General features: G+C 67.7%; 16 protein-coding genes. 8 read left to right on the top strand and 8 right to left on the bottom strand.

The window, feature by feature from the left end; all coding sequences use genetic code 11:
• Window positions 1-56 precede the first annotated feature (56 nt).
• From IU448_RS05455 to IU448_RS05470, 4 genes are read right to left on the bottom strand one after another with little or no spacing between them, the layout of a single operon-like run.
• On the bottom strand, window positions 57-872 hold the full coding sequence (locus tag IU448_RS05455) for a MerR family transcriptional regulator (protein ID WP_195054349.1): 816 nt from the start codon (window positions 870-872) through the stop codon (window positions 57-59).
• The gene (locus tag IU448_RS05460) at window positions 866-1,873 is read right to left on the bottom strand and encodes a M56 family metallopeptidase (protein WP_195054350.1); all 1,008 of its coding nucleotides are present in this window, start codon (window positions 1,871-1,873) and stop codon (window positions 866-868) included. Before IU448_RS05460 ends, IU448_RS05455 begins: the two co-directional genes overlap by 7 nt.
• Entirely contained in the window at window positions 1,870-2,259 is a 390-nt protein-coding gene (locus tag IU448_RS05465; RefSeq protein WP_195054351.1) for a BlaI/MecI/CopY family transcriptional regulator, read from the bottom strand. The genes IU448_RS05460 and IU448_RS05465 overlap by 4 nt, the downstream gene beginning before the upstream one ends.
• Window positions 2,260-2,266: 7 nt before the next feature.
• Complete coding sequence (locus tag IU448_RS05470; RefSeq protein ID WP_324188513.1) at window positions 2,267-2,812, bottom strand: hypothetical protein; 546 nt, start codon at window positions 2,810-2,812, stop codon at window positions 2,267-2,269.
• Between the two features lie 86 nt (window positions 2,813-2,898).
• On the opposite strand from IU448_RS05470, the gene IU448_RS05475 reads away from it, so the two are divergent.
• The 4 genes from IU448_RS05475 (at window position 2,899) to kstD (ending at window position 6,863) form a co-directional block, all read left to right on the top strand.
• Window positions 2,899-3,648: a DsbA family protein gene (locus IU448_RS05475; RefSeq protein WP_195054352.1), complete on the top strand. Its 750-nt coding sequence runs from the start codon at window positions 2,899-2,901 to the stop codon at window positions 3,646-3,648.
• Entirely contained in the window at window positions 3,648-4,472 is an 825-nt protein-coding gene (locus IU448_RS05480; RefSeq protein WP_195054353.1) for a cytochrome c biogenesis CcdA family protein, read from the top strand. The genes IU448_RS05475 and IU448_RS05480 overlap by 1 nt, the downstream gene beginning before the upstream one ends.
• Before the next feature lie 71 nt (window positions 4,473-4,543).
• Window positions 4,544-5,137: a TetR/AcrR family transcriptional regulator gene (locus IU448_RS05485; protein WP_195054354.1), complete on the top strand. Its 594-nt coding sequence runs from the start codon at window positions 4,544-4,546 to the stop codon at window positions 5,135-5,137.
• 37 nt (window positions 5,138-5,174) lie between these two features.
• On the top strand, window positions 5,175-6,863 hold the full coding sequence (gene kstD / locus IU448_RS05490) for a 3-oxosteroid 1-dehydrogenase (RefSeq protein WP_195054355.1): 1,689 nt from the start codon (window positions 5,175-5,177) through the stop codon (window positions 6,861-6,863).
• Between the two features lie 34 nt (window positions 6,864-6,897).
• Here the strand turns inward: kstD and IU448_RS05495 are convergent, their stop codons facing one another.
• Entirely contained in the window at window positions 6,898-7,779 is an 882-nt protein-coding gene (locus tag IU448_RS05495; protein WP_195054356.1) for an ATP-grasp domain-containing protein, read from the bottom strand.
• A 139-nt stretch (window positions 7,780-7,918) separates the two neighbouring features.
• On the opposite strand from IU448_RS05495, the gene IU448_RS05500 reads away from it, so the two are divergent.
• Complete coding sequence (locus IU448_RS05500; RefSeq protein ID WP_195054357.1) at window positions 7,919-8,251, top strand: DUF1330 domain-containing protein; 333 nt, start codon at window positions 7,919-7,921, stop codon at window positions 8,249-8,251.
• Window positions 8,252-8,408: 157 nt separating this feature from the next.
• Here IU448_RS05500 and IU448_RS05505 read toward each other — a convergent pair whose 3' ends face one another.
• From IU448_RS05505 to IU448_RS05515, 3 genes are all read right to left on the bottom strand, one after another.
• Window positions 8,409-8,744 carry a YnfA family protein gene (locus IU448_RS05505; RefSeq protein ID WP_195054358.1) on the bottom strand — a complete coding sequence of 112 codons (336 nt, stop codon included), beginning with the start codon at window positions 8,742-8,744 and terminating at the stop codon, window positions 8,409-8,411.
• A gap of 161 nt (window positions 8,745-8,905) precedes the next feature.
• Complete coding sequence (locus IU448_RS05510) at window positions 8,906-9,271, bottom strand: hypothetical protein (protein ID WP_228812030.1); 366 nt, start codon at window positions 9,269-9,271, stop codon at window positions 8,906-8,908.
• 164 nt (window positions 9,272-9,435) lie between these two features.
• Complete coding sequence (locus IU448_RS05515; protein WP_195054359.1) at window positions 9,436-9,948, bottom strand: nitroreductase/quinone reductase family protein; 513 nt, start codon at window positions 9,946-9,948, stop codon at window positions 9,436-9,438.
• Window positions 9,949-10,310: 362 nt separating this feature from the next.
• Between IU448_RS05515 and IU448_RS05520 the strand changes: the two genes are divergently transcribed.
• From IU448_RS05520 to IU448_RS05530, 3 genes are all read left to right on the top strand, one after another.
• A complete protein-coding gene (locus tag IU448_RS05520; RefSeq protein WP_195054360.1) occupies window positions 10,311-12,470 on the top strand; it encodes an MMPL family transporter in 2,160 nt (719 codons plus the stop codon).
• Between the two features lie 77 nt (window positions 12,471-12,547).
• Window positions 12,548-12,817 (top strand): metal-sensitive transcriptional regulator, encoded by a 270-nt coding sequence (locus tag IU448_RS05525; protein WP_195054361.1) that lies wholly within the window; start codon window positions 12,548-12,550, stop codon window positions 12,815-12,817.
• 43 nt (window positions 12,818-12,860) lie between these two features.
• Window positions 12,861-13,262, top strand: coding sequence for a DUF302 domain-containing protein (locus tag IU448_RS05530; RefSeq protein ID WP_195054362.1), 402 nt, complete (start codon window positions 12,861-12,863; stop codon window positions 13,260-13,262).
• Window positions 13,263-13,266: the final 4 nt, after the last annotated feature.

Below are 13,266 nucleotides of genomic sequence, written 5' to 3' on the forward strand. Positions count from 1 at the left end.
TTCCATCGAAACGACCGGCGCGGATGAGGAATGCGCAGATACGCGATAGGTTGCGGCTACTGCCAGGTCGCGGTGTCGGGGTCGATGCCGTGGGCGCGGGCGCCGGCGTCGATGGCTCGGCGGAACCAGGTGGCGAGGCCGGGGCGGATACCGTCGTAGTGGGCGGCGAACCCCGGCTCGGTCTCGTAGATGCGGCCCACGCAGACCTGCATCTGTCTGCTGAGGGTGAAGTACGCGGAGCTGAAGACCTCGCGGTGCCGCTCGACGAGCTGATTCGCTTCCGGGCTGCCGGGTTCTGTACCTGCGTCCATCGCCTCGGCGAAAGCCTGTTCGAGGGCGGCAACGGTATCGGCGACGGCCTGCCACTCCGCCGGGCTGCGGGCGGCCGAGCGTTCGGCGTATTGCTGCCATTGCGCCGTATCGCCGTACCGTTCCCGGGCAAGCACCGGCCAGTCGGGGTTCCAGCGGGGTCCGAAGACCTCCGCCTGCTGCGCGGCGGTGAGGAGCAGTCCGCGTTCGTGGGCTTCGATCATCCGGTCGAGCCCGGCGCCGAGCTGCTGGAGGCGGTCGATACGTTCGGCGACCTGGGCTCGCTGCGTATGCAGGGCTTCGGCCACGTCCGCGGTCGGGTCGTCCAGGATGGCGTGGATCCGGTTCAGGCCGAGACCCAGTTCGCGGTAGACGACGATGCGGTGCAGGCGTTCCAGGTCACCGGCGGTGTAGAGCCGGTATCCGGCGGCGGTACGCAACGAGGGCCGCGCCAGGCCGAGATCGTCCCAGTGGTGCAGTGCCCGGACCGTCACACCCAGGCGTGTCGCGACCTGACCGACGGTCAGGCCATCGCTGTGGGTGGTTTCGGGCGGGCTCACCACGGTGGAGTTCCCGTGATGCACCCGGACAGCACGACATACAGGTAAGGCCCGTGGACTGCGGCCACCACCACGGCGAAAGCTATGAGCTGCAGGCCCAGGGTGGACGCCGGGAGCACTGCCGAGCGGGCTCGGGCGGGCGATACGAGATGGCCGATCCGGTCGGGTCCCGCCGCATGGAGCAGCAGCCCGGAAAGCGGTTCACCAGGGGTTGCGGTGGGGTGGTTTCCGGGCGCGCCGAGTTTGAGCAGCGCGCTCGCCAAGGCCGGTGTGCCGGCGTGGCCGCGCGCGGCGTTGTCCGCCGCGATCTCGAGGTAGTGCGGGATCGCATCGGCGATGGCCGCCACCAGCGGCACCCGGCGCAAGGGACAGGTCAGTCCGCCGAGAATCGAAAGGAGTACGTGGTGGTGCTGGCGTAGATGGGCGTGTTCGTGTTCGAGGACCGCCGCGAGTTCGTCGGATTCCAGCGCCGCGTCGAGTCCGTCGGATACGACGATCCCGCCGTACCGCCGCGGCAGGGAGAACGCCACCGGTCGTGGGTCGTCGATCACCAGCACGCGATACCCGCCGACGCACGCGATCCGGGCTCGTTCCGCCAGGGCCTGCGCGGCCGACCGGGTGGCGCGGTGGCGGCGCAGCCACCGGGGTACTCCCAGTCCGAGCAGGGCGAACAACCCGAACGCCGGTAGCAACAGCAGCAGTACCACAGGAATCCCCGTGTCCACTGTGGTCGGCGCAAACGGGCTGGCGGCGTCCAGGCATTGCCTGCAGGTTTCGGCGAACGGCGCGGGAAGCACATCCGGCCCGGTCACCATCCACGCCGCCATGAGGCTCAGCGACGCCACCGCGAGCATCCACAACAACAGGCTGCCGGTGAGGACGAGTACGGCGGTGCGGGGCACCCGCGTCAGTGCCGGGGCGGCGGCACGGACGAGCGCCGGCCCGGCTATCGAGGACGCGGCCAGTACGACCGCGAGTGCGGCCGGGATGACCAGTGCGCTCATCCCCTGCGCCCGCTCTTGTCGAGGTAGTCGCGCAGCAGTTGCACGTCACGCTGATCGATTTCGTCGATGAAATGCAGGATCGACGCCATCGGGTCGTTACTGGTGGACAGCGCCTGCTTCATGAGCTGGGCGGCGTGTTTCTCCCGGGTGTGGCGCGGCACATAGCGCACGGACCGCCCCTCCCGCTGAGGGGCGACGAGTGCCTTGCGTTCGAGGTTGGCCAGCACGGTGGCGATCGTGGTGTAGGCGAGATCGCCGCCGAGCCGGGTGATCACCTGCCGGATCGTGGCGGCTCCGTGATCCCACAGCACGTCCATCACCTGCTGTTCGAGAGCCCCCAGCCGCACCGGCTCGGACTGCTGATCTCGCCTTTTCCCGGTCACCATGACCTTCCTACCGTACGGCAGGGACCGGGCAGGAAACCTGCCCCCGGAGTCGCCCGACGACCGCGACCGCGGACAGCACCAGCGCGATCACGGCCAGAACCGGCTGGGCAGGTGCGAACCAGGTGAGCGCCCCGGAGTAGCCGAGCGCGAGCAACGCGATCTTGTTGCAGACCGGGCAACCGACCGCGAACCAGGCCAGCACCGCGGCGAATCCGCCGAGCCGGGCGCTGCGCCGGTCCGAACCGTCGCCGGCTTCGACCGGTTCGCCGGACCGGGGAGTCGCCGCGGCACCCGGGCGAACATACGTGGCGAACAGGACGCCGGTGAGAACGGAAGTGCCGACCCACACCGGGTAGTTCCACGGCTCCGGCGGTATCTCCCGCCCGAAGACCGGGTTCGGAATCAACACGGTGACGAGCCCGACCAGCACACCGACCACCACGGCCGCCGTGGCAGCGAGGCCCAGCTGCCGGGGACCCCACGCAGCCAACGCCCGCGCCGCGAGCTCCAGCGACGTTTTCCGGCGGCTCATCCACTGTCCGATCCGATGCACAGTTCTACTATGCCGGATAGTCGACTATCTTGCATAGTCGACTATCCCGCATAGTCGATGCGCTCGCACCCCCGCACCGCGCTCGGGTGCCGGCGTCATTCCCGCGACCAGTCAGGAGCACGACAATTTCCACACCGGACACTCCCACCCGCTCACTGCCATGGAAGGCCATCGCCCTCGGCGCGATAGCCGTCGCCCTCCTGGCACTCGGGGCCGCGATCAGCACAAGCACCCAGAACGATCTGCCTCGCGCCGCACCGGCGGGAACCGAAGAGGACAGCGGCCTGCCGGATCTGGCGCGCCGCGACGACAACGACCCGTTCGCCATCGGCGCCGTCGACGCTCCGGTCGTCGTCATCGAATACGCCGACTTCACCTGCCCGTACTGCAGCGCCTTCGCCGCCGACACCCTCCCGGCACTGCTCGACGAGTACGTCGAGCCCGGTCACGTCCGTATCGAATGGCGCGACACCCCCATCCTCACCGACCACTCCGTCGAGACGGCGATCGCCGGGCGAGCAGCGGCGGAACAGGACCTGTTCTGGGAGTTCTCGCGAGAGATGTTCGCCCACACCTACTCCGGCTCCAAGGACTACGGGCGCGAAACCCTGATCGAGATCGCGAGCCGAGTCGAGGGCCTCGACACCGCGGCTTTCACTGCCGCGTTGGACGATCCGGAGCTGGCGGCGGCCGTGGACCGGGAGGGCAACGAGTCCCGGACGCTCGGCGTCACCGGGACCCCCACCTTCATCGTGGGCGACCGAGTGCTCCAGGGCGCACAACCCGTCGACACCTTCCGGCAGGTCATCGACGCGCAACTGGAGCAGGCCCGCTGATGGATATCGGTTACCTCGGCGCCTTCCTCGGGGGCCTGCTCAGCCTGCTTTCACCGTGCTCGGTCATGCTGCTGCCCGCGTTCTTCGCCTACGCGTTCGCCGACCCCGCCACACTCGCCGCCCGCACCGGCGTGTTCTACCTCGGACTGATCACGACACTCGTTCCACTGGGAGTCTTCGCCGCCACGATCGGCGCGTTTCTCAACCAGAACCGCGGCCTGCTGCTCACCCTCGTCGCCGGCGTGGTGATCCTGTTCGGTGTCGTCCAACTGGCGGGGATACCGATTCCGGGTTTGTCCCGCACGTCGCAGGCGAGCGACGCCGGTCGCACCTGGACCGTCTACGTCCTCGGTACGGCATACGGAGTCGCGGGCGTCTGCACCGGCCCGATCCTGGGGTCCGTCCTGATGATCGCGGCGGTCGGCGCGAACCCCGTCTACGGGGCAATCCTGCTCGCGATCTACGCGGCGGGAATGGCCTTACCCCTGCTGATCCTCGCCCTCGCCTGGAAGCGATGGTCGGCCGGGCTCCGCGCCGCGCTGACCCCACGGGAACTCACCCTCGGCCGCTGGACGAACAGCTGGCACGCGATCATCTCCGGCGGACTGTCGATCGCCCTCGGCGTTCTCCTGTTGTTCCTGGCCCGCGACCCCGAAGCCGGCGGAATCCTGTCCATCGCAGATCAGTACCGCGTCGAGACGGGCGTCGCCGAATTCGGCGGGCAGGTGTCGAACATCGCCGTCCTGATCCTGTGCGTTCTGGCCGCAACGGCGGTGTGGTGGTTCCGGCGTCGCGCGTCCCGCAGACAGAATCTACCCACTTGACAGACTCTGTCATTTAGATAGATACTCTCGATGACGGTTCCACACAGGAGCCGATCGACCAGGAGGTCCGAGTGTCTTTGCGAGAGCGGCAGCGGCGACAGGTTCGCGACGAGATCCAGAGCGCGGCGTTCACATTGTTCGCACGTTCCGGGTTCGACGCGGTGACCACGGACCAGATCGCAGCGGCGGCGGGAGTGTCACCCAGTACGTACTTCCGGCACGTACGCAGCAAAGAGGATCTTCTTCTCGACCCGGTGCGCGAGGGCGGCGCGGGAATCGCGGCGCTGTTCGAGAGCCGGCCCGCGGACGAGCCCGCCGATATCGCACTGGCACAGTCCCTGCTCGCCCGCTCCGCCGCCCTCGGCACCGACGAGCTCGCGCAATGGCGGGCAGCGTTCGCCACCGCCCCACACCTACTCGACCGAGTCGCTCTGGTACCGGCAGACCATCGAAAGCGCCTGGTGGAATTGGCAGCCCAGCGAATGGGTACCGATCCAGCGACCGATAACAGCCCCGGCCTGCTGGTCCACCTCATGCTCGCGGCGGCCGAATTCGGTTACCTACAGTGGCTGCGCAACACCGGAAATCGATCGGCCTCTCTTCCCGCCTGTGTCGAAGCGGCCGTGGCCGCGGTCCTCGACGACCGGTGGCGCAGCCACCGTTGACGATCACTACCCACATTTCGAGCCAGAGAAGGCTTCCATGAAGGAACATACGATTCCGGATTCGGTCGACGTCGTGATCGTCGGATCGGGGGCGGCGGGGATGACCGCGGCGATCACCGCGGCACGGCACGGTCTTTCCGCGGTGGTGGTGGAAAAGGCGAGCCACTGGGGTGGTTCGACCGCCCGCTCCGGCGGCGGCGTCTGGATTCCCGGCAACCCGGTACTGCGCCGGGAGGCACCCGCAGACGATATCGACGCCGCCCGCGCCTATCTGACCGAGATCATCGGTGACGGGGTCGCACCGGAGATGATCGACACCTACCTCGACCGCGGTGCCGAGGCATACGAATTCCTCGCCCGCCACACTCCTCTGTCCATGCACTGGGTGCCCGGATACAGCGACTACTACCCCGAAGCGCCCGGCGGCCGGGCACACGGCCGATCGGTCGAACCGAAACCCTTCGATGCCCGCGTGCTCGGCGCCGAACTCGCCACGATGGAACCCGACTACTCGAAGGCACCCCGCAACTTCGTGCTGACTCAGGCCGATTTCCGGCAGATCCACCTGGGGCTGCGCAATCCGCGGGCCCCTTTCCGAGCGGTCCGGATCGGGGCCCGCTGGGTCGCGGGCCGCCTGCGCGGACAGCACCTGCTCGCCCGCGGACAGGCCCTGAGCGCCATGCTCCGCGTCGGTATGCGCGACGCCGGTGTTCCACTCCTGCTGAACACCGCCCTGATGGAACTCCGGACGACCGGCGATCGGGTCACCGGGGTAGTCCTCCGACACGAGGGCACCGACCACACGGTCACCGCGCGACACGGAGTGATCCTGGCCTGCGGTGGGTTCGAGCACAACGATGCCATGCGCAAACAGCACCAGCGCGAACCGATCGGCACCGACTGGACGGTCGGCGCAGCAGCCAATACTGGGGACGGTATCCGCGCGGGCCTGGCCGTCGGCGCGGCCACCGCGTTCATGGAAGACGCCTGGTGGGGCCCCTCGATCCCGCTGCCCCGCATGCCCTGGTTCTGCCTGGCCGAAAGAAACCTGCCCGGCAGCCTCATCGTCAACGACCGCGGTATGCGATTCATGAACGAATCCCTGCCCTATGTCGAAGCCACCCATCGCATGTATGGCGGCGAATACGGGCAGGGCAACGGACCGGGCGCCAATATCCCGGCCTGGCTGATCTTCGATCAGCGCTACCGCAACCGCTATCTCTTCGCCGGTCTGCCGCCCCGGCAACCACTACCGCGACGCTGGTTCGACACCGGAGTACTCTCCCGCGCCGGCACCATCGGCGAACTCGCCGGCAAGATCGCAGTGCCGGCGGATCACCTCGCTGCTACGGTCGCCCGGTTCAATACCTTCGCCCACACCGGGACGGACGAGGACTTCGGCCGCGGCACCAGCGCCTACGACCGCTACTACGGCGACCCCCGGCAGCGCCCGAATCCGAACCTGGGCGCGCTGGAAACCGGCCCCTTCTACGCTGCGCGCCTGGTCCCCGGAGACCTCGGCACCAAGGGCGGATTGGTCACCGATGTCAATGCCCGTGTGCAACGGGACGACGGCACCGCCATCCCGGGCCTTTACGCCGCCGGCAACACCAGTGCACCGGTCATGGGCCACACCTACGCCGGTCCCGGAGCCACCATCGGACCCGCTGTCGTCTTCGGCTATCTGGCCGCACTGCACGCTGCCGCCGGAGAGACACCTCGGTGACAGTCGCGACCTGGATGAGCTCCGGTCGCGCCGATCACCGAGCCGGAGCATCGAGGAGGGCCGCGAGGATCGGGGTCGGGTCGATACCCGCCGGCAGGTCCGATACCTGTCCGTCGCCGACTTCCACGACCCGCCAGGCACCGTCCGCGCGAAGCGCGAGATCCGTCGTGAGGAAACGGGCGTCCGAGTGCGCGACGCATGCGGCGACCCGGTCCAGTACTGGCTCCGGGCACTCATCCGGCGTGTCCGGATGCGGACCCACCAGCAACGGCTCACCGTCCAGCCACCACACCCGCGCCTCCGCGGGCCGGCGATCGCCGACGGTAAAGGATTCGAAAGCCCGGAGCACGATGCCGCCCGAGAGATAGTCGCCCTGCTCGGCGACGAACGCGGCCACGACTCGGTGCAGCCGGTCGATATCTGTCAGGTCAGGGATGTAGCAGGCGGTGTCCCAGGCATGTTTGGCCGATTTGACGTAATCCTTGACGATCCCCGGACCGGCACCGAGCGGAGCGGCCGAGGCGGCCAGCGTTGCCCGGTCCGGTACTCGGCCCGGCGGGCTGGGCAGCCATCGGGTTGTCGCGGTGACCGGCGCGAAATTCGGGTACCAGCCGGGTAGTTCATGCGCTGATCGATAGGCTGCGGTATCGGTCAGCAATTGTGTTCCGCGGGCGGCCAGGGCTTCGGACAACGCCGAATATGCGGGCGAGGGGATCATCCAGCCGCGATACCAGGCCGGGCCGCTGTCGCGGGGAATGCTGCGAACCGCCGCCACGGCATCGCCGGCAGCCAGCAGATCATGGTCGATCAGCCCGACGCCGGCACCGAGTTGCCGAGCCTTCGCGGTCTCGGCGGCGAAATGGGGATCGGTACGTCGCGGATTCAGTGGATCGGCGCACGACAGCAGCATCGGCATCGGTAAATGATCTCCGACCGGGCCGGACAGGTAAATCGAATTCTCGTGCGCCGTGCCGCCTACGTTCCTGCATTTGCCGGTCGCGCCATTACCTCAGCGGTAATTGCTGTCCGGCACACCACGAACCTACCGTCGAAACATGTCCGCTTACGGCTTCGCCCATTTGCGCAATCGCAAACCGCACCCCGACATCATCGAGTATCTGGAACGTATCCAGGTCACGCTGGATCCGTTCGGTGGCCGATTCGTCATCCACGGTCCGCCGACCGAGGTGCTGGAAGGCGACTGGCCGGGAAGTATGGTGCTGATCGAGTTCCCGGATATGGACAAGGCACGGGACTGGTACCACTCACCCGCATACCAGGAGATCCTGCCTCTGCGCGCCGATCACATCGATGGCGACCTGCTGCTGATCGAGGGCGTAGGCCCCGATTACGACCCCCGCGAACGCGCCACGAAACTACGTGCCTGAGCATTCGGACGCGTCTCAATTCGATGGGCCACACGCGGCGAAGCCGATGTGGTGCGGCGGGAGAGGCGAACGCGTCGCTTCCGCGCTCGACAGCGGCGACTGCTGGTGGTTTCCGCGGTGGCGGGGCCAGACACCTCCACACCGGGAGTGAAGGTGTTCAGGCCGGCCGGGGTGCGTACATGATGACGGCAACTCCGAGGAGGCAGATGGTGGCGCCGGCGACGTCCCAGCGGTCGGGACGGAACCCGTCGAGGGCCATACCCCACAGCAGTGATCCGGCGACGAATACGCCACCGTAGGCGGCGAGGATGCGCCCGAAGTGGGCGTCGGGCTGCAGTGTCGCGACGAAACCGTAGAGGCCGAGTGCGATGACACCGGCGCCGATCCAGGCCCAGCCGCGATGTTCGCGCACGCCCTGCCAGACCAGCCACGCCCCGCCGATTTCCGCGACGGCGGCCAGAACGAACAGCAGGATGGAACGCAGGACGGTCATGAGCGGAGCCTAGACATCGGGTCCGCCCGGGCAACGCCCACGGCCGGGCACATCCGGCACTCGCACCGACGCGGTGGCAACCCTCGGCGGTGTCGTGCTCAGCTGACGTGCGCCGGAAAGGCCGCCCGATCCGGTCGCGTCCGCGGACCGGACGGGACGGCTCAGTCCCGGTAGATCGCTACGTAGGCGTTCGTGGCGGTTCCGATGCTCATCGGCCCAAGGCACGAGGCCGTGCCGTGTCCGGACGGGCCGAAGGAACCACTCCACGATCCCTGGTACGGGCCGATGGCCATGAGCGGAAAGGCGTTCGGCACGCCGTGCAGGCCGAAACATTCGACGATCAGCGCGTACTCCCGTCCGGCGGGGCCCTCGTCGTGGCAGGTCGCCGCGGCACCGGTCAGATCCCGCGTGACCGTACAGTCCTGCGGCGCGGCCTGGGCCGTGCCGGCTCCGAAGGCCGTCGCGAAACCGGAAACCGCGACGGCGGCCACGACAGCGCGCACCGCGATCATTACGTTCCGCCGCATAGGAAACTCCTTGTCGCAACCGGTTTCACTGTCGGTTGATCATCGATGACCGGGTCCTTGTCGTTACCGGGGAAACAACGCAGCAGCAGGGGCTCCGGCGGGCCGGCTCGTGGCCGCCGGCCCGCTCGGCGAGTGTGGAGCGATAGACAATATTCCCGAAGTGCTCAGACCTCGCCCTCGAGGGTCAGCACGACCAGCGGCATGGGGCGGTCGATCTTGGACTGGAAGTCCGCCAGCAGGGGGTTGTTGGCGAGCACCCAGGCCGCGAACTCGTCGTAGTCCGCGTCTTCGAGTACCTTGCCGGTCGCCTGGTAGGTCTTGTCCCGGAGTTCGATGGTGACCTGGGGATTCGCTTTGATGTTGTACCACCAGGCCGGGTACTTGTCCTCGATGAACGAGCTCACGTACATGGTGTCGTCCCGATACAGCGGCCCCAGCGGAGTGGTGTGCCGTTTACCGCTCTTGGCTCCCGTGGTGGTGAGCAGGATGAGATCACCACCCGCGTACGCACCACCCACCTTGCCCGAGTTCTCCCGGAACTCGTTGATCACGTCATCATTCCAGTTGGCGATTCCGCCCTCTTGGTCCCAGGACTGATTCCACGGCGCGTCCGGATCGTTGTAGTCGGTGATATCGGCCTGTTCCGGCCGGCCCGCGGTCGTTTCGATTTCGCTCATGATTCGAGTGTGCCGCCAATTCCGGCCACTTCCTGTCCTCAATTGAAAAGGGAACCGCGCTGCCGGTAGCACGCGGCGGTACTCCTTCGAACGGATTGCTCCTGAAGATCTCGGCGTCGAGCCGCTGAACGTGGTCCGCTCGCGGCACTGGACATGGTGTCCTGTCCGGTATTTCCGGCGTTACCACGCCTGTCGCCGGGAAGACCGCCAGCACTCCGGTCTCCGCCGGACGCTCCCGCCGGCATGGTCCGGCCCCCAGGATCGGCCGGTGTGCCCGGCGACACCTTTCCCGTTGATACCCCCGGGGGTATCGTTCGATAGCGAGCCGTAATACCCCCGGGGGTATATTCGAGGAGGAGAAGATGGTCAGTTCAGCCGTGCGTCCACCGGGACCGGACGCCGCGCATACGGGCAGGCACGGCGGCGTACTCGGCAGGTTCGGCGCACTGATGGCGGGACATGCACGCATCGTGTTCGGCGTATGGCTACTCGTGTCGGTAGCGCTGGGCGCCGCCGCCCCGAGTGTGTTCACCGCACTGGCCGGAGCCGGCTGGCAGGCCGACGGCTCGGAGTCGGTGCAGGTGCGCGAGCTGGCCCAGCAGCATTTCGGCGGAAACTCCTCGGCCGCGGTGCAGGTCGTAGTCCATTCGGCGGACCGGCCGGTGGAAAGCCGGCCGGTTCAGGCGGTACTCGGCGAGATCACCGCGGTCTTCGCGGGTGACGACCGGTTCGGGACGGTGGTGCCGCCACAACCGGGTCGATCGATCAGCCCGGACGGGCATACCGGCATCCTCATCGCGGGCGCGAACGCCTCCACCGACGAGATGGTCCGGGCCGTCGACGAACACAAGGATGCGCTGACCGCCCTGTCGGGCGACGGCGTGCAGGTGTACCCCACCGGCGTTTCGGCATTGTGGAGCGATTTCAACGAGGCCAATCACACGGCGATGATCAAGGCCGAAATGTTCTCGTGGCCGGTCACTCTGGCGATCATGGTGCTGGCGTTCGGATCACTGGTCGCCGCAGGGTTGCCGCTACTGCTGACCATGGTCGGCCTGGTTGCTTCGGCCGGCGGCCTGGTGCTGCTGAACGAGGTCACGCCCATCTCGGTGTGGGCGATGAACTTCGCGATGATGTTCGCGCTGGCCCTGGGGATCGACTACGCCCTGTTCCTGGTCGCACGTTTTCGTGACGCCCTCCGGGGAGCCGCCGACGCGCGGGCGGCGGTTGCCGAGACCATGGACACGGCGGGCAAAGCGGTACTCCTGTCCGGGCTCACCGTGCTGGTCAGCCTGTCGGCAGTGCTGATCGTGCCGGCACCGGCGGTGCGGACCATGGCGGTCGGCATCATGTTCGCCGTGGTCTTCGTCCTGGCGGCCACGATGACGCTGCTACCGGCGGCGCTGGGCGCCCTGGGCCGCCGGATCGATGCCGGTTCCCTCGCCTACGCCAGACGGCAACAGCACCGCTCACCGCGATTCGCCGCCTGGGGCCGGATCCTGCACGCTCACCCGTGGCCGTTCGCGGTCGGCGCGGCCGCGGTACTCGTCGCGCTGTCGGTCCCGGTGCTCGGGTTGAAGGTCGCCATGCCCTCGATCGGCGTCGTCCCCGCCGACGCACCTGTCCGGCAAGGGTATGAACTGGTCCAGGCCCAGATGGGCGACGGCGCGCCGGGCATGCTGCAGATTGTCGCCCCGGCCGGGGACGCCGAACAGGTCGCCCGGGTCGCGCGGGGCGTGGACGGGATCGCCATGGTCACTCCACCACAGACGGCCGGAGACGGCAGTGAATCGGTGTTGCTGCAGGCCGTACCCGAGATCGACCCGTCCGACCCGCGCATGGGCGATATCCTGTCCGGCCTGCGCGGTGCACTGCCGGACGCGGCGCTGGTCGGTGGCGCGCCCGCGGAGAATCTCGATCTGCAGCAGGCGTTGAACGACTACTTCCCGGTCGTTGTCGGGGTGATCCTGGTGCTCGGCTTCGCACTGCTGCTGGTAGCACTGCGGGCACCGCTGATCGCCGCGCTCGGCACCCTCGTCAGCCTGCTGTCGACCGCTGCCGCGTTCGGGGTGGCGAAACTGATCTTCCAGGACGGGCACGGCGCCGGTCTGCTCGGTTTCACCCCGCAGGGATTCCTGGACGGCTGGGGTCCGGTGTTCTTCTTCGCCATGATCTTCGCCATCGCGATGGATTACACCGTGTTCCTGCTGGCCACCACCAAGGAACAGTACGAGCGGTCCGGCGATCCGGCGACGGCGCAGATCGACGGGCTCGCGAATTCAGGGCGGGTGATCTTCGCCGCGGCCGCGGTGATGGTGGCCGTGTTCTTCACCTTCGCGCTCGCCGAACCACTGCCGCCCAAGGAGATGGGCATCATTCTCGGTGTCGCGGTGCTGCTCGACGCGGTGCTGGTGCGCTTGGTGCTGCTGCCGGCGCTGCTGCGGCTGACCGGGCATGCCGCCTGGTGGTCGCCGGCGTGGCTGCGCAAGGCATTGCCGGCAATCAGCTTCGCTCACCGGTGATGTGCCACAGCAGACATCCCGACTGATACCCCCAGGGGTATCGTCGGTGGTGGTGAGTTCCAAGAAAGGACAACGCGATGGTCGGTAACGAAGAGACGATTGCCCAGGTGCTCAACCGGCTGCGCCGGGCACACGGGCAGCTCGCCGGGGTGATCTCGATGATCGAACAGGGTCGCGACTGCAAGGACGTCGTCACGCAGCTCGCGGCGGTCTCCCGGGCGTTGGACCGCGCCGGGTTCAAGATCATCGCTACCGGCCTGCGTGAATGCATGACCGAGGAGACGGACAACGGCTCCGAGCCGATGACCGAGGCCGAACTGGAGAAGCTCTTCCTCGCCCTCGCCTGAACGGTGCGCCCCCTCGCCCGGAAACGAACCGAAAGGACATACCGTGAACATCGCATTGTCGACAACTTTGAAAGCCGGCTTCGACGAGGCCGTCGAAAGAACCCGCACCGCACTGTCCGCACAGGGCTTCGGCGTGCTGACCGAGATCGATATGCAGGCCACCCTGAAGGCGAAACTCGGCGAGGATATGGAGGAGTACCTGATCCTCGGCGCCTGCAATCCGCCGCTGGCACATCGAGCCGTGGGCGTGGACCGGCAGATCGGGCTGCTGTTGCCGTGCAATGTGGTGGTCCGCCGCGACCCCACCGCCGCCGATACCGTCATCGTCGAGGCGATGAACCCCGACATCATGGTCGAGGTCACCGGTGAACCCGCACTGAATCCGGTCGCCGCCGAGGCCGCGGCGAAACTGCGTGCCGCCATCGATTCCCTGGCGGCGAACTGAATCC

Source organism: Nocardia flavorosea (assembly GCF_015477805.1).
In the GTDB taxonomy this organism is placed as follows: Bacteria; Actinomycetota; Actinomycetes; order Mycobacteriales; family Mycobacteriaceae; genus Nocardia; species Nocardia flavorosea_A.